The sequence below is a fragment of the Actinosynnema sp. CS-041913 genome, assembly GCF_050942485.1.
Lineage (GTDB): Bacteria > Actinomycetota > Actinomycetes > Mycobacteriales > Pseudonocardiaceae > Actinosynnema.
On the sequence record NZ_CP192037.1, the window covers coordinates 2,011,941 to 2,026,963 of the forward strand.

Below are 15,023 nucleotides of genomic sequence, written 5' to 3' on the forward strand. Positions count from 1 at the left end.
CACCGGCAAGGGGGTGCTGCTGGTCAGCCACGACCGCGAGCTGCTCAACGTGGCCGCGACGCACGTGGTGACCGTGGAGGCGCACTCGGCGTGGACGCACAGCGGGTCGTTCGGCACCTGGCACGCCGCCCGCGCCGCGCGGATCGAACGGCTCGCCGAACTGCACCGCCGCTGGAACGAGGAGCACGAGCGGCTCCGCGAACTCGTCCGGACGTTGCAGGTCCAGGCGAAGATCAGCGAGGTGATGGCCGCCAAGTACCGGGTGATGCGGGCCAGGCTGGAGCGGTACGAGGCGGCCGGCCCGCCGCCGGAGCTGCCGACCGACGAGAAGGTCGCGCCCCGGCTGCGCGGCGGCCGGACCGGCGTGCGGGCGATCACCTGCGCCGGGCTGGAGCTGACCGGTCTGATGAAGCCGTTCGACACGGAGATCTTCTTCGAGGACCGGGTGGCCGTGCTCGGCTCGAACGGGTCGGGCAAGAGCCACTTCCTGCGCCTGCTCGGCGGCGGCGAGGTCGCGCACACCGGCTCGTGGCGGCTGGGCGCGCGGGTCGTGCCGGGGCTGTTCGCGCAGACCCACCAGCACCCGGAGTGGATCGGCCGGACCCTGGTGGACATCCTGTGGCACGGCGACGACGGCCGGTCGGGCAAGGACCGGGGCGCGGCGATGGCGGTGCTCGACCGGTACGGCCTGGCCCGCGGCGGTGACCAGCGGTTCGAGACGCTGTCCGGCGGCCAGCAGGCCCGGTTCCAGGTGCTGCTGCTGGAACTGTCCGGCGCGACCCTGCTGCTGCTGGACGAGCCGACCGACAACCTGGACCTGAACTCGGCGGAGGCGTTGCAGGACGCGCTGGCCGGCTTCACCGGCACCGTGGTCGCGGTGACCCACGACCGCTGGTTCGCCCGCACGTTCGACCGGTTCCTGCTGTTCCGGTCGGACGGCGAGGTGGTGGAGGTGGACGAGCCGGTGTGGGACGAGCAGCGGGTGCGGCGGGCGCGGTAGCGGCGGCCCCGCGTCGAAACCCCGCCTGCCGGTGGACCCCGGCGCTCGCCTGGACCGTTAACCCGCGCGGGGTAGAACTGCCGCCGTGGACCACGTGGACGCGTACTGCGAGCGCCTGTCGGCGGGCTTCTGGGCCGAGCCGCTCAACGCCGTCAGCAACCTCGCCTTCCTGGTCGCCGCCGCGCTGCTGTGGTGCCGGCACCGGCCGGGACCGAGGAGCCTCCGGGCGTTGCCGGTGCTGCTCGCGCTGGTCGGCCTGGGCAGCCTGAGCTTCCACACGGTCGCGACGAGGCTCACCAGCGCCCTGGACGTGGGCTTCATCGCCGCGTTCGTGCTCTGGTACCTGGTGGTGTTCGCGCACTGGTTCCTGGGCGCGCGATGGCTCGTCGCGTGGCTCGCGGTCCCGGCGTTCGCGGTGCTCGCGCTCGTCACGTCACCGCCGGCGGGCCTGATCCCGGGCGGTTCCGGCGGGTACCTCGCGCCGTGGCTGGCGCTGGTCGTGGTGGCGGTCGTCGCGGCGGCGCGCCGGCAGCCGTGGCGCGAACTCGCCTGGGCCGCCGGAATTTTCGTGGTGTCGCTGACGTTGCGCACGCTCGACCAGCCCCTGTGCGGGGTCTGGCCGAGCGGCACCCACCACGCCTGGCACGCGCTCAACGCCGTGGTGCTGTTCCTGGTCGCGGCGGGCGCTATTCGACAAGCGCGGGCAGCCGCCCGGACTTGACCGCCTCGGCCAGCTCCTCGTGGTCGGCGGCGGTCCGGTCGGCGTAGTCGACCGCGTACCGGGTGAACGCCTCGTCCAGCCCGTCGCCGTCCGCGCAGTACCCGGCCAGCAGCCGGGGGTCGACCGACCGGGAGTGCGCCCGCGCCAGCAGCGCGCCCGCGAACCGGCCGTAGTCGTCCAGGTCGTCCCGCTTGAGCGTGGTCGCGTCGATCTCGCCCTTGCGGTTGCGGAACTGGCGCACGATGTAGTGCCGGTCCCCGATGGTCGTCCAGCCCAGCAGGATGTCCGTCTCGGCCTGCACCAGCCGCGCGCCGTGCACGATCCGCTTGCCCTCGTGCCTGGCGTCCGGGACGTCCAGGAACGGCGCCAGCGCCGACCGCCGCGCTTCCTTGACCTGGAGGATCAACGCCTCGTCCCCGTTGCCGTGCAACAGGACCAGGTAGTTGCGCAGCCCCACGCTGCCGGTGCCGACCACCCGGAAGGCCACATCGGACACGCCGTAGCGCATGATCAGGTTGTAGCGGGACTCCCGCAGGGTGTCCACATAGGACGGCAGCGCGTCGGCCACGGCCCGCGCCTCGGCGTCCGGGATGCGGGTCAGCACCGGCGGATCGGCGATGAACCGCCAGTGCTCGCCCTCCCGGCGGGTCCACTTGGCGGCGACCTTCGCGCTGGTGTTCTTGCGCGCCTTGGACGCGGCCTTGGCGAAGTCGTCCAACAGGTCGTCGGCCTTGCTCTTGGACAGCACCGACTCGTCGCCGAGCGCGGTCCACGACTCCAGGAACGGCAGTTCGGCCAGGTGCCGCGCCGCGTCCCGGTAGGCCCGCACGGCGTCCGACGCCGCGTCCCGGCAGCCCTTCTCCGACACCCCGCCTTCCCGGCCGGCGAGGACCAGCGACGTGACGAGCCGCTTGAGGTCCCACTCCCACGGGCCGGGCAGCGTCTCGTCGAAGTCGTTGATGTCCATCACGATCTGGCCCTCGGACGTGCCGTAGAGGCCGAAGTTGGCCGCGTGGGCGTCCCCGCAGAGCTGCGCGTCCAGCCCGCTGCGCGCCCCGACGGCGAGATCGCCCGCCATCAACCCGGCACTGCCCCGGAAGAACGCGAACGGCGACGCCAGCATCCGCCCGACGCGCAGCGGCACCAGCTCGGGCAGCCGGCCCTCGTTGGACGCCTCGACGAACCGCACGACCGAGGGACGGTCGGGCGCGAGCGTCATCCTCCGATGAGCCTCGTGCCCGACGGCCGACCGAAGCGCCCGTCCCTGAGCCAGCACTTCCTCCGGCTCGGTCCACCGCCCCAGCGCGACTGCCGCCTCGGCCCGTCTGTGTTCACCCATACCCGGAATGATGCACGCGCGAGGTCGCCGCGGCGGCGGAGCCGACGCAATTTAATTCAGTGCTTGAGCACCTGCGCGATGGCCGCGATGCCCTGGTCGAGTTCCGCCTCGGTGATGACGAGCGGCGGCGCGATGCGCAGGGTGGTGTCCTGGGTCTCCTTGCAGAGCACACCCAGCCGGGCCAGCGCCTCGGACGCCTCACGTCCGCGCGGGCCGCCGGGCGCGATCTCCACGCCGGCCCACAGGCCCCGCCCGCGCACCTCGGCCACCCCGTGCCCGACGAGTTCGCCCAGCTTCGCGTGCAGGTGCGCGCCGAGTTCGCGGGACCGCCGCTGGAACTCGCCGGTCGCCAGCAGCCGCACCACCGCGCGTCCGATCGCGCACGCCAGCGGGTTGCCGCCGAACGTCGAGCCGTGCTCACCGGGCTTCAGCACGCCCAGCACCGCGCGGCTGCCGACCACCGCCGACACCGGCATGATGCCGCCGCCCAGGGCCTTGCCCAGGGTGTACAGATCGGCGCGCACGCCCTCGTGGTCCAGCGCCAGCAGGTCGCCGGTCCGCCCCAGGCCGGACTGGATCTCGTCGGCGATGAGCAGCGCGTCGTGCTCGTCGCACAGGGCCCGGATGCCCGCCAGGTAGCCCGCGGGCGGCACGACGACGCCTGCCTCGCCTTGGATGGGCTCGATGAGCACGGCGGCGGTGTGCGGGGTGATCGCGTCCCGCACCGCGTCCAGGTCGCCGTACTTCACCACCCGGAAGCCCGGCGTGAACGGCCCGAAGTCGGCGCGGGCCGTCTCGTCGGTGGAGAACGACACGATGGTCGTCGTCCGGCCGTGGAAGTTCGAGCCGGCCACCACGATCTCGGCGGTCCCCTCCGGCACGCCCTTCACCCGGTAGGCCCACTTGCGGGCGACCTTGATCGCGGACTCGACGGCCTCCGCGCCGGAGTTCATCGCCAGCACCATCTCGGTGCCGGTGAGTTCCGCCAGTTCCCGGCAGAACAGGCCGAACTGGTCGTGGTGGAACGCGCGGCTGGTCAACGTCACCCGGCCGAGCTGCTCCACCGCGGCGGCCACCAGGTCGGGGTGCCGGTGCCCGAAGTTGAGGGACGAGTAGCCGGACAGGAAGTCCAGGTACCGGCGTCCCTCAACGTCGGTCACCCACGCACCCTCGCCGTGGGAGATCACGACCGGCAGCGGGTGGTAGTTGTGCGTGCTCCACTGCTCGTCTAGCGCGATGAACTGCCCGGTGGTGGGAGCGGCGATGGCGGTCATGTCACCAGGCTAAAGGGCTTGGGCCAGCGATTTCATCCGTGAGGTGTTGCGCATTCGGCTTGTTCGTTGCGCAGTTCGACCTCCGCCCGGCGATCCGTTGCGCACCCGGCGGACCGGGCGCCCCGCCGTTAGAGTCCGACGATGGCGAAGAAGTCCGCGCAGGTCCAGTCGGTCCGGGACATCTTCCGGGTGACGCCCGGGACGTTCGAGATCGCCGGACTCGACCCGGCCGCCACCCCCGTCGGCCCGAAGTCCAAGGCCGGCGCCGCGGCGGACATGGCCGAGGTGGGCGCGGAGCTGGACGAACTCCAGGAAGCCCTCTACGCGGAGGGCTCCGGCGGCGGGCGGCGGCGCGTGCTGCTGGTGCTCCAAGGCCTGGACACCTCGGGCAAGGGCGGCACGATCCGGCACGTCGCGGGCCAGGTGAACCCGCAGGGCCTGCACATCGCCTCGTTCAAGAAGCCGACCCGCGCCGAGCTGCGGCACGACTTCCTGTGGCGGATCCGCCGCCAGGTGCCCGAGCCGGGCCGGATCGGCGTGTTCGACCGTTCACACTACGAGGACGTGCTGGTCGGCCGGGTGGACGAGCTGGTGCCCGCGGCCGAGTGGCGCCGCCGGTACCGGCTGATCAACGAGTTCGAGGCGGAGCTGGCCGCGAGCGGCGTGACGATCGCGAAGTGCTTCCTGCACATCTCGCCGGAGAAGCAGAAGGAGCGCCTGGTCGCACGGCTCCGGAACCCGGCCAAGCAGTGGAAGTACAACCCGCACGACATCGACGTGCGGGCGAAGTTCTCCCAGTACCTGCTGGCCTATCAAGACGCTCTGGTGAAGTGCTCGACCCCCGACGCGCCCTGGTACGCCATCCCGGCCGACCGGAAGTGGTACCGGAACTGGGCCGTCGCCCGGGTGCTGCTGGAGACGTTGCGGGACGTCGCCCCGGTCTACCCCGCGCCCTCGTACGATCCACTGGTCGAATTGGCTCGCCTCCAGGAGGATGACCCGTTGCGCTAGACGCAATCTTCGTTGCACCTATTGCCCTCCCGGAGTGGTCTAGTCCACTGTGGGACTCGCCGCGGGCACGGTGGAGCGGAGGTCTGGCGTGACAGTGGACAGGCGACGGTTCCTGGGGGCCGTGGGCGTTGGAGCGGGGTTGCTGATGACCGAAGGTGTCGCCGAGGCACGCGCGGAGGCCCGCGTCTATCTGGGCACCTACACCACCTGGCCGGGCGGCGGCCCCGGCCTCGGGCTCGCCGTTTACGACGCGGCCACCGGCCGGCTGCGGTCGACCGGTGTGGTCAAGGGCGTGCCGAACCCCTCGTTCGTGATCACCGCGGGACGGCGGGTCTACGCGGTCAACGAGCAGTCGAAGGGCACCGTCACCGCGCTCGCCGTGGGCGCGGACGGCGTGCCGAAGGTGGTCAACACGCAGAGCACCGGGGGTGCGGACCCGTGCCACCTGGTGCTGCACCGCGGGCACGTGCTGGCCGCGAACTACAGCTCGGGGAGCGTGTCCGTGCACCCGGTCCGGCCGGACGGCGGCCTCGGACCGCGCACCGACCTGGCGCGGCACGAGGGCTCCGGCCCCGACCCGGACCGGCAGGAGGGCCCGCACGCGCACCAGGTGCTGGCCGACCCGGCCGGCGAGTTCCTGCTGGCCGTCGACCTGGGCGCGGACGCCGTGTTCAGCTACCGGCTCGACGACGAGGGCAAGCTGACCCGCGTCGCGGCGGCCCGGCTGCACCCCGGCGCGGGGCCCCGGCACCTGGCGTTCCACCCGTCCGGGCGGTTCGCCTACATCGCGAACGAGCTGGACTCCACGGTGGTGGTCGCGTCCTACGCGGGCGGCGTGCTCACGCCGGTCGGGAAGCTCGACACGCTGCCCGCCGGCGCGCCGACGAAGCCGCGCAACTACCCGGCCGAGGTGGTGGTGTCGGCGGACGGCCGGTTCGCCTACCTGTCCAACCGGGGCCACGACAGCGTGGCGGTGTTCGCGGTGGAGCAGGGCGGCGGGTCGCTGCGCTTGCTGGAGGCCACTCCGGTGGGCGGCGAGTTCCCCCGGCACATCGCGCTCGACCCCACCGGGCGGCTGCTGTTCGCGGCCAACCAGAACTCCAACACGGTGACCACGTTCGGGGTGGACCGGGTGACCGGGCGGCTCAAGCTCACGAGCACGTTCCCGTCACCGATCCCGGTGTGTGTCGCTCTGTAGGGTCAACTTCCGTACCATGGGGTGACTTTCCGGCCGGTCACCGTCCACAGTGGTACGCAGTGCGACATGAACCTGTTGGCAGCAGTGATGTTGGTGGCCCTCGTGCCGGCGCCCGCCGCACCGGAGTACGTCGCTCTGGGCGACTCCTACGCGGCGGGCCTCGGCGCGGAACGGGAGTCCTGCGGGCGCAGCCCCGCCGCCCATCCCAGGCTCTACGCCGAGTCGCGCGGGCTGGCCCTGGTGTTCGCGGCCTGCGCCGGGGCGGAGACGGCCGAGGTCGAACGGCAGGCCGAGCGGATCACCCGGCGGACCTCGCTGGTCACGATCACCGTGGGCGGCAACGACGCGGGCTTCACCGACGTGATCACCACTTGCGTGCTCAGGAGCGACCGGGCCTGCGAGCGGCGGGTCGGGGAGTCGGAGCGGTTCGTCCGGGACGAGCTGCCCGGTCGGCTGGACGCGCTGAACGCGGCGGTGCGCGACCGGACGTCCGCGCACGTCGTGGTGCTGGGCTACCCGCACCTGTTCGCCCCGGAGGGGGCGTGCGTGCTGAGCGAGGACAAGCGCGCGGCGCTGAACCGGGCCGCCGACCTGCTGGACGAGGTGCTGCGGGCCCGCGCGGAGGCGGCCGGCTTCACGTTCGCCGACGTGCGTGGCCAGTTCGCGGAGCACGGCGTGTGCTCCGACGACCCGTGGATCAACGATCTGACCTTGCCGGTGGACTACTCCTACCACCCCAACGCCGCCGGTCACCGGCACGGCTACCTGCCGGCCTTGACGAGGGCCACCGCGTAGGTCCGCGACTTGCCGACGAGCAGGCCGGCGGTCTCGCCGCACCCGGTTCGAACGGGGCGTGGACGGCACGGTGTGCGACCAGGCGGGTAACCCGTTGGCGGTAGTCGGCCGCGACCGGCCATGATGCCCGGCGTGAATGCCACGAACGGGCTGCGCACGGTCGCGGCCACCCGCTACGTCACCCCGTTCCGGGAGGGCGGCTCCCTGCCGGGCCTGGTCGAAGCCGACGACCTCGGCATGTACGTGCTCAAGTTCCGCGGCGCGGGCCAGGGCGTGAAGGCGCTGATCGCCGAGATCGTGGTCGGCGAGCTGGCCCGCCGGCTGGGCTTCCGGGTGCCCGAGATCGTCCTGGTCGACCTGGACCCGGAGCTGGCGCGGGCCGAGCCCGACCAGGAGGTGCAGGAGCTGCTGCGCGCCAGCGGCGGCGTCAACCTGGGGCTGGACTACCTGCCCGGCTCGTTCGACTACAACCCCGTGGTGCGCGAGCCGTCCGTCGGGACCGCCACCCGCCTGCTGTGGCTGGACGCGCTGACGCTCAACGTGGACCGGAGCTGGCGCAACCCGAACACCCTGCTGTGGCACCGCGAGCTGTGGCTGATCGACCACGGCGCCGCGCTGTACTTCCACCACTCGTGGAACCCGGAGCGGTTCCCCGCCGCGACCTACCGGTTCGACGCGGCCGACCACCTGATGACGCCGTTCGCGGGCCCGTTGGCCGAGGTGGACGCCGAGCTGTCCGCCCTCGTCACCCCGGAACTCGTGGGCGAGGTCCTGGCGCTGGTGCCCGACGAGTGGCTCGCCCAGGACGAGGCGTTCGGCACGCCCGATAGGGTCCGCGACGCCTATCAGCAGTTCTTCGCGACCCGCCTCGCCCAGCCGCGCGCCTGGGTGGACGCCCTGGAGGCCGCCCGTGCCGCACGTGTTTGAGTACGCGCTGCTGCGCGCCGTGCCCAGGCAGGAGCGGGGGGAGTTCGTCAACGTCGGCGTGCTCGTCTACTGCGCGCCACTGGACTACCTCGGGGCCCGCGTACACGTCGACGAGCCGCGCCTGCGCGCGTTGGACCCGTTCCTGGACGTCGAACTGCTCAAGGCGAACCTGGAGCACCTCGGCGTGTCCTGCGACGGCGCACCGCAGGCGGGCCCGGTGTCGAAGACGTCACCCGGCCAGCGCTTCCGCTGGCTGACCGCGCCGCGCAGCACGATCATCCAGACCTCACCCGCGCACACCGGCCTGACCGACGACCCGGAGGCGTCCCTGGAACACCTCCTGCGGACGCTCGTCCTGCCACCCGACCACTAGGCTGGCAACCTCGCGGCGCACACCGCGTCCTTAGGTGCGAGACGCAAGCCAACACAGGGATCGGGGTCGCTGACATGAGCGCCGGCTACCACCAGGGATACCAGCGGCAGGCCGGCTACCGGCCCGCGCCCAAGCGCCGCAAGCCGAAAGTCGGCCGCATCATCGTCGTGGTCCTGGTGCTGCTGCTGGCCTTCACGATCGGCTTGTGGGTCTACGTCGACTCGTCCCTGCGCCGCAGCGCCGCCCTGCCGGACTACGAGGGCCGCCCGGCCGACACGCCGGGCACGAACTGGCTGCTGGTCGGCTCGGACGCGCGCGACGACCTGACCGAGGAGCAGAAGGCCAACCTGTCCACAGGGGACGCGGGCGGCCGGCGCACCGACACCATCATGATCCTGCACATCCCGGACGGGTCAGGGAAGTCGACGCTGGTGAGCGTCCCCCGTGACTCTTATGTGGACATCCCGGGCAACGGCAAGAACAAGATCAACGCAGCCTTCGCGTTCGGCGGCGCCCCGTTGCTGGTGCAGACCGTGGAGGGCGCGACCGGTTTGCGCATCGACCACTACATGGAGATCGGCTTCGGCGGCTTCGCCGGCATCGTGGACGCGGTGGGCGGCGTCGACATGTGCATCAAGGAACCGATGAACGACCCGCTGGCGGGCCTCGACCTCAAACCGGGCTGCCAGGAGCTGGACGGCGCAAAGGCCCTCGGCTTCGTCCGTTCCCGAGCCTTCGCGACGGCCGACCTGCAACGCGTGCAGAACCAGCGGGAATTCCTGTCGGCGCTGTCCGACAAGGCAACCAGCCTCGGCACCCTCGCGAACCCGTTCCGAGCCTTCCCGTTGCTGTTCGCCGCCACCGATTCGATCTCCGTGGACGATGACGACCACCTGCACAACCTGGCCGGCATGGCGTTCGGCATGGGCGGAGGCGTGGACAACGTCACCGTGCCCGTCGGTGGCACGCCCACCGTGCCGGGCGCGGGCTCCGTCGTGCAGTGGGACCGCGCCAACGCCCTACGCCTCTTCGGAGCCCTGGAGAAGGACGAGCCGGTACCGGCCGACCTGCTGGAACAACCGAAGTAGTAACCACCGGCCCGCACGAGCGCCGCACGCCCGACCGAGGCTTGCGCGAGCACGCCGACTCGAAGCTTGCGGGAGCACAAAGTAGGGCACGCGGGGCGGTCATCCGCAACGGTGGTGGAGGGCGGCACGCATTGGTGGTCAGCCTTCTTTCGTCGCGGTGGCCAGGACGGGCGCGTCCTCGGCTTTTTTGGTGCGGAGCAAGAGGAACGCCGCGATGATCCCGACGGCGACGAGGATCATGGCGCCGGTGAAGAATGCGTTCGTGAACCCGCTGACGGTCGCGCTCAGGACGTCTTGCTGCGTCGGCCGATCGATCGCGTGAAGGCGGCTCGTGGTGGTTTCTGCGGCGATGGCGTTCAGCAGTGCCACGCCTAGTGCGCCGCCGATCTGCGGCAACGCGCTGACCAGCGCGGACGCCACCCCTGTGTCCCGCTCGGCGACGCCTGCCGTGGCCATGTTGGTCGCCAGCGCAAGGATCACCCCGACGCCGAGCCCGGCGATGATCAGGCCCGGTCCGATGTGCGGCCAGTACCTGCCGTAATCGGGGAGCAAGGTCAGCCACGCGAGCCCGAAAGCGCCGACGAGCGCAGCCGCTGCGAATGCCGCCGCGGCCGGAATGCGCGTGAACGGTTTCGCCGACGCGGTCACCGCGCCGACGACCACCCCACCCAGCAGCGGCAGGAACGACACGCCGCTTTGCAGCGGGGAGAAGCCGAGGACCTGCTGCAGGTAGTAGACGATGAATAGAAACATCGAGAACATCGCGACCGGAGTAAGCGCGACGGCAACGAGCGCGGCGCCGCGTTTCCGGTCGGCGACGATGCGCAGCGGCAGCAGCGGGGCGGACGACCTCGCTTGTATCAGCACGAACAGCGTGGTCGCGACAACCCCGGCGCCGATCAGGGTGAGCGCGCCGGCGTCGCCCCAGCCGGCACTGCCGGCGTGGTCGAAGCCGTACACGAGCAGCCCGAGGCCGACCGCCGCGACCACCGCGCTGGACAGGTTCACCGGCACCGGATCGCTCGGTTTCGTGCTGCGCAGCAGGAAAACGCTTGCGATCAGCACCACGGCCACGATCGGCACATTGACGTACATGCCCCACCGCCAGTTCAGGTGCTCGGTGAGCACCCCGCCGAGCACGAGCCCGACCGCGCCGCCCGCCCCGGTGACGGCGCCGAAGACCGCGAACGCCCGCCGCCGCTCCGCGGGCTTGGTGAAGATTTGGTTGAGCAGCGAGAGAACCGCTGGTGCGAGCAACGCGCCGGACGCGCCTTGGAACGCCCGCCCGGTCACCAGAACGGTGAAGTTCTGCGCCAGGCCGCCGACCACCGAGGCAGCCGCGAAGCCGACCAGCCCGACGAGCAGCGTGCGCCGTGCGCCGAACCGGTCGGCGAGCCGTCCGCCGGTGAGTAGCAGCGCGCCGAAGCTGAGTGCGTAGGCGGTCACGATCCACTGCCGCTGCAGGTCTGAAAAGCCGAGGTCGGCCTGGGCGCGCGGCAGGGCGATGTTGATGATGGTGACGTCCATGACGTCGGTCAACTGGGCGAGCGCCAGGATGCCCAGCGCCCACCACCGGTGTCTCGTCACGCTGTTGGTCGTCACGCTGTTGGTCGTCACGCTGTCGGTCGTCACGCTGTCGGTCGTCACGGGTCACCGTTCCCTCGGCTAACTGGAGAGGTCTCACCACTTATGGCGCGAGCGTAGCACCGGTCGCGCTGGGGCGGACCTATCCTGGGGACCGGACGATGGGTGGTGTGATGCGAGCAGTGGAGCTGCGGGCGGACGCCCAGCTCAACCGGGACCGGGTCGTGCAAGCGGCGAGACAGGCGTTCGCGACCGAGGGAACGAGCGTGTCGATGGCGGAGATCGCCCGCCGTGCGGGTGTCGGTTTCGCCACCGCACAGCGCCGATTCCCGACGAAGGAGTCGTTGATCCGCGAGGTGGTCGGCGAACAGCTTGCCGGAATCGGTGAGCTTGCCTGGCGTGGTGGCGAGGTTGGCGGCCGGGCTGGCGAGCCCGACGGCGGGGGTGGCGGGCTCGCTGGCCGGGGTGGCGGGCTCGCTGGCCGGGGTGGCGACTCCGTGGACGACCCGTGGGATGCCTTCGCCACGCCGATCCGCGCCTGCTGTGCACACCAGGCGAGCGAACCGGGCCTGGCCGGGGCGCTGGCCCAGGTCCTGGCCTCAGTGACGGCAGCAGGTGTGCGCGACGTGGTCGAGCCGGTGTTCACAGCTCTGGCGGAACCCGCGAAAACAGCCGGAAAACTGCGGAACGACGTCACCTTCGATGACGTGCTGCTGATCTTGAAAGCAAATGCCGGCGTGGTGGCCAACTCGCCGGGCCGCGAAGCCGAAGAATCGAAGCGGTTCGTGGAGTTGGCGTTAAGCTCACTGCGCTCGGGCGGGAGTTGAGACCCGGTTCGGAGTTGCGCCGGGATGAGCCGATCGGTTGTGGATGCGTGTCCTCGGGGTGGATGATTTCGCGTTCCGGCGGGGACGTCATCACGGTACAGGTTGTCAACGTTTAGATCTTTTAGGTGAAGAGCGGTCGCGATCGCTTCAAGACCACAAGCTACAAGCGTCCTCGCCGGACTGGCAGGCCGCCAAGGATGATCACCAGTGCCAGGGCGTCGTGTCATCCCCGTATGGCCTGGTCAAAGACCACCACCCTTGTCCAGGGAGCGCAAGCGAAAAGCGTGCTTGCGCTCCCTGGACAAGCGCGGTTCCCTGCGGGCAGGCCATACGGGGATGACACGCAGCCCACCGGGAGGTGTGCGCGGCTGCGCGCGCCACTGCGAAGAGCGCGTCGCGCGCCATGGCTTGCGCGTGGGTGTGTGCCTCAGGCCTCGGTGTCGGCGTCCGTGGGCTCGGGCTCGTCCGCCTCGATGTTGGCGCTGGCCTCGATGATGCCTTCGAACTCTCGCAGCAGGTCGTCGTAGATCGGCGTGAGTGACACTTGGTAACCCCCACAGTCTGGTTCGTCCCCCGATTGGACCAAAGCAGCCTACTCATGATCGGGCCATGACTTCACCCGGTATCCACGAAGTGCAGGGGTGTGTCGCTAACTGTCGGCTAAACACATGCCATACCCGCAGGTTGTGTGACCTTCTGCCATGGGCGGGCTGCGCGTTCGGCACCTAGCGTTGTCGCCTATGAACAGTGTCGCCGGTCACAGTGCAGGCCTTTCCGGTCGTACCGCTCTGGTCACCGGCGCGGGCAGCGGTATCGGGCGGGCCTGTGTGGTGGCGTTGGTCGAGGTGGGTGTGGAGGTGCACCTGGTCGATCGGGATGAAGTGGTTGTCGGGGTGGCCGAGGAGGTCGGTGGCACGGCGCATGTCGTGGACCTCGCCGAGGCGGAGCCGGCTCGGGCGTTGCCCGTCGGGGTCGACATCCTGGTCAACAACGCGGGTCTTCAGCACGTGGCTCCGCTCCACGAGTTCCCGCCCGACAAGTTCGCGTTGCTCCAGCAGGTCATGGTGACCGCGCCGTTCCTGCTGGTCCGGCACGTCCTGCCGCACATGTACCGGCAGGGTTGGGGGCGGGTCGTGAACGTCTCCAGCGTGCATGGGCAACGGGCCAGTGCGTTCAAGTCCGCCTACGTCGCCGCCAAGCACGGGTTGGAAGGGCTGAGCAAGGTCATCGCGTTGGAAGGCGCGGAGCGCGGGGTGACCAGCAACTGCGTCAGTCCCGGCTACGTCCGCACGCCGTTGGTCGAGAACCAGGTCGAAGGTCAGGCGCGCGCGCACGGCCTGGAACCGCGGCGCGTGCTGACCGACGTCCTGCTCGCCCGGCACGCGATCAAAGAACTGGTCGAACCGCGGGAGGTGGCGGAACTGGTCCGCTGGCTGTGCGGCGACCACGCCCGGCACATCACCGGTTCCACGTTCACGGTCGACGGCGGCTGGACCGCCCAGTAAAACCTCCGGAAACACACTCCCGATGAAGTGGTGATCCGCCATGTCCAACACCGCCCCGCCCCGGCGGGGATTCGCCAAAGTCGTCATAGGCAGTCTGGTCGGCACGACGATCGAATGGTATGACTTTTTCCTCTACGGGTCGGCTGCCGCGATCGTGTTCAACAAGTTGTTCTTCCCCACCGAAGACGCGTTGACCGGCACGTTGCTCGCATTCCTCACCTACGCCGTCGGCTTTCTCGCCCGGCCGCTCGGCGGTCTGGTGTTCGGGCATTACGGCGACAAGTTGGGGCGCAAGAAACTGCTCGTGCTGAGCCTGGTCCTGATGGGCGGCGCGACGTTCGCGATGGGGTTGCTGCCCACGTATGCCGCTATCGGTGTGGGCGCGCCGTTGCTGCTGACGTTCCTGCGGCTGGTGCAGGGTTTCGCGTTGGGCGGCGAGTGGGGTGGCGCGGTGCTCATCGTGTCGGAGCACGGCAGTGCGGAACGGCGCGGGTTCTGGGCGTCGTGGCCGCAGGCCGGTGCGCCGATGGGCAACCTGCTGGCCACCGCCGTGCTGGCGGTGCTGTCGTCCGTGCAGAGCGAGGAGGCGTTCCTGTCGTGGGGCTGGCGGGTGCCGTTCCTGCTGTCCGGCGCGCTGGTGCTGGTGGGTCTGTGGATCCGGCTCAGCGTGTCCGAATCGCCGATCTTCCTTGCCGCCCAAGCGAAAGCGGACGCGGACGCGGTGAAGGTCAAGGAGCAGCCGCCGATCGTGACCGTGCTGCGTGACCACCGGCGTGAGGTGCTGATCGCGATGGGCGCGCGGATGGCGGAGAACGTCTCCTACTACGTGATCACGGCGTTCATCCTGGTCTACCTCTCCGTCGAACTCGGCCTGTCCCGCTCGACCGGTCTCAACGCGGTGCTCATCGCGTCGGCCGCGCACCTGGTGACGATCCCGTTGTGGGGCGCGCTGTCGGACCGGATCGGCCGCCGCGCCACCTACCTGGTCGGCGCGGTCGGGATCGGGGTGTGGATGTTCCCGTTCTTCTGGCTGCTGGACACGAAGTCGTTCTGGCCGATCACGCTCGCGGTCACGGTCGGGCTCGTGCTGCACGGCGCGATGTACGGGCCGCAGGCGGCGTTCTTCTCGGAGCTGTTCGGCACGAAGGTGCGCTACTCGGGGGCGTCCATCGGCTACCAGCTCGCCTCGATCGCGGCGGGCGCGCTCGCGCCGATCATCGCGACCGCCCTGCTGCGGGACTTCGGCAGCTCGTTCCCGATCGTGCTGTACGTGCTGGCGATGTGCGTGGTGACGGTGGTCGCGGTGCTCGCGGCACGGGAGACCAAGGGCGCCTCGCTGAGCCGGGCCGACGCCGAGCAGGCCGCGGTGTCAGCATGACCG

Annotated in this window: 14 protein-coding genes; 11 read left to right on the plus strand and 3 right to left on the minus strand. The window is 70.6% G+C overall.

All coding sequences use genetic code 11. The annotated features are described in order from the left end of the window. Nucleotides 1-406 precede the first annotated feature (406 nt). Together ACQPZF_RS10025 and ACQPZF_RS10030 are read left to right on the plus strand one after the other, a co-directional pair. Nucleotides 407-1,000 (plus strand): ATP-binding cassette domain-containing protein, encoded by a 594-nt coding sequence (locus ACQPZF_RS10025; RefSeq protein WP_433274508.1) that lies wholly within the window; start codon nucleotides 407-409, stop codon nucleotides 998-1,000. 85 nt (nucleotides 1,001-1,085) lie between these two features. After that, nucleotides 1,086-1,721, plus strand: coding sequence for a hypothetical protein (locus ACQPZF_RS10030; RefSeq protein ID WP_433270528.1), 636 nt, complete (start codon nucleotides 1,086-1,088; stop codon nucleotides 1,719-1,721). Here the strand turns inward: ACQPZF_RS10030 and ACQPZF_RS10035 are convergent. Both ACQPZF_RS10035 and rocD read right to left on the minus strand, forming a co-directional pair. Then, nucleotides 1,687-3,060, minus strand: coding sequence for a DUF2252 domain-containing protein (locus ACQPZF_RS10035; protein WP_433270530.1), 1,374 nt, complete (start codon nucleotides 3,058-3,060; stop codon nucleotides 1,687-1,689). The genes ACQPZF_RS10030 and ACQPZF_RS10035 overlap by 35 nt on opposite strands. A gap of 56 nt (nucleotides 3,061-3,116) precedes the next feature. Next, entirely contained in the window at nucleotides 3,117-4,334 is a 1,218-nt protein-coding gene (gene rocD, locus ACQPZF_RS10040) for an ornithine--oxo-acid transaminase (RefSeq protein ID WP_433270532.1), read from the minus strand. Nucleotides 4,335-4,475: 141 nt separating this feature from the next. Between rocD and ACQPZF_RS10045 the strand changes: the two genes are divergently transcribed. The 6 genes from ACQPZF_RS10045 (at nucleotide 4,476) to ACQPZF_RS10070 (ending at nucleotide 9,726) form a co-directional block, all read left to right on the plus strand. Further along, nucleotides 4,476-5,345 carry a PPK2 family polyphosphate kinase gene (locus ACQPZF_RS10045; protein ID WP_433270534.1) on the plus strand — a complete coding sequence of 290 codons (870 nt, stop codon included), beginning with the start codon at nucleotides 4,476-4,478 and terminating at the stop codon, nucleotides 5,343-5,345. Nucleotides 5,346-5,490: 145 nt separating this feature from the next. Then, on the plus strand, nucleotides 5,491-6,543 hold the full coding sequence (locus tag ACQPZF_RS10050; protein WP_433270536.1) for a lactonase family protein: 1,053 nt from the start codon (nucleotides 5,491-5,493) through the stop codon (nucleotides 6,541-6,543). A 66-nt stretch (nucleotides 6,544-6,609) separates the two neighbouring features. Next, nucleotides 6,610-7,338 carry an SGNH/GDSL hydrolase family protein gene (locus ACQPZF_RS10055; protein ID WP_433270538.1) on the plus strand — a complete coding sequence of 243 codons (729 nt, stop codon included), beginning with the start codon at nucleotides 6,610-6,612 and terminating at the stop codon, nucleotides 7,336-7,338. A 123-nt stretch (nucleotides 7,339-7,461) separates the two neighbouring features. Beyond that, nucleotides 7,462-8,265, plus strand: coding sequence for a HipA family kinase (locus ACQPZF_RS10060; protein ID WP_433274510.1), 804 nt, complete (start codon nucleotides 7,462-7,464; stop codon nucleotides 8,263-8,265). Beyond that, entirely contained in the window at nucleotides 8,249-8,638 is a 390-nt protein-coding gene (locus tag ACQPZF_RS10065; protein WP_433270540.1) for a DUF3037 domain-containing protein, read from the plus strand. The genes ACQPZF_RS10060 and ACQPZF_RS10065 overlap by 17 nt, the downstream gene beginning before the upstream one ends. A gap of 74 nt (nucleotides 8,639-8,712) precedes the next feature. Next, nucleotides 8,713-9,726 carry an LCP family protein gene (locus tag ACQPZF_RS10070; RefSeq protein WP_433270542.1) on the plus strand — a complete coding sequence of 338 codons (1,014 nt, stop codon included), beginning with the start codon at nucleotides 8,713-8,715 and terminating at the stop codon, nucleotides 9,724-9,726. Nucleotides 9,727-9,864: 138 nt separating this feature from the next. Here the strand turns inward: ACQPZF_RS10070 and ACQPZF_RS10075 are convergent, their stop codons facing one another. Then, on the minus strand, nucleotides 9,865-11,373 hold the full coding sequence (locus tag ACQPZF_RS10075; protein WP_433270544.1) for an MFS transporter: 1,509 nt from the start codon (nucleotides 11,371-11,373) through the stop codon (nucleotides 9,865-9,867). A gap of 110 nt (nucleotides 11,374-11,483) precedes the next feature. On the opposite strand from ACQPZF_RS10075, the gene ACQPZF_RS10080 reads away from it, so the two are divergent. From ACQPZF_RS10080 to ACQPZF_RS10090, 3 genes are all read left to right on the plus strand, one after another. Beyond that, the gene (locus ACQPZF_RS10080; RefSeq protein WP_433270546.1) at nucleotides 11,484-12,137 is read left to right on the plus strand and encodes a TetR/AcrR family transcriptional regulator; all 654 of its coding nucleotides are present in this window, start codon (nucleotides 11,484-11,486) and stop codon (nucleotides 12,135-12,137) included. Nucleotides 12,138-12,877: 740 nt separating this feature from the next. Further along, nucleotides 12,878-13,642, plus strand: coding sequence for a 3-hydroxybutyrate dehydrogenase (locus ACQPZF_RS10085; RefSeq protein ID WP_433270548.1), 765 nt, complete (start codon nucleotides 12,878-12,880; stop codon nucleotides 13,640-13,642). Nucleotides 13,643-13,682: 40 nt separating this feature from the next. Further along, complete coding sequence (locus ACQPZF_RS10090; RefSeq protein ID WP_433270550.1) at nucleotides 13,683-15,020, plus strand: MFS transporter; 1,338 nt, start codon at nucleotides 13,683-13,685, stop codon at nucleotides 15,018-15,020. Nucleotides 15,021-15,023: the final 3 nt, after the last annotated feature.

Bases quoted from the DNA above. Each gene is read 5' to 3' on its own strand.
- ACQPZF_RS10025 (WP_433274508.1), top strand. From the start codon at position 407: ATGAAGCCGTTCGACACGGAGATCTTCTTCGAGGACCGGGTGGCCGTG.
- ACQPZF_RS10035 (WP_433270530.1), bottom strand. From the start codon at position 3,060: ATGGGTGAACACAGACGGGCCGAGGCGGCAGTCGCGCTGGGGCGGTGG.
- rocD (WP_433270532.1), bottom strand. From the start codon at position 4,334: ATGACCGCCATCGCCGCTCCCACCACCGGGCAGTTCATCGCGCTAGAC.
- ACQPZF_RS10045 (WP_433270534.1), top strand. From the start codon at position 4,476: ATGGCGAAGAAGTCCGCGCAGGTCCAGTCGGTCCGGGACATCTTCCGG.
- ACQPZF_RS10050 (WP_433270536.1), top strand. From the start codon at position 5,491: ATGACCGAAGGTGTCGCCGAGGCACGCGCGGAGGCCCGCGTCTATCTG.
- ACQPZF_RS10055 (WP_433270538.1), top strand. From the start codon at position 6,610: ATGAACCTGTTGGCAGCAGTGATGTTGGTGGCCCTCGTGCCGGCGCCC.
- ACQPZF_RS10060 (WP_433274510.1), top strand. From the start codon at position 7,462: ATGCCCGGCGTGAATGCCACGAACGGGCTGCGCACGGTCGCGGCCACC.
- ACQPZF_RS10070 (WP_433270542.1), top strand. From the start codon at position 8,713: ATGAGCGCCGGCTACCACCAGGGATACCAGCGGCAGGCCGGCTACCGG.
- ACQPZF_RS10080 (WP_433270546.1), top strand. From the start codon at position 11,484: ATGCGAGCAGTGGAGCTGCGGGCGGACGCCCAGCTCAACCGGGACCGG.
- ACQPZF_RS10085 (WP_433270548.1), top strand. From the start codon at position 12,878: ATGAACAGTGTCGCCGGTCACAGTGCAGGCCTTTCCGGTCGTACCGCT.
- ACQPZF_RS10090 (WP_433270550.1), top strand. From the start codon at position 13,683: ATGTCCAACACCGCCCCGCCCCGGCGGGGATTCGCCAAAGTCGTCATA.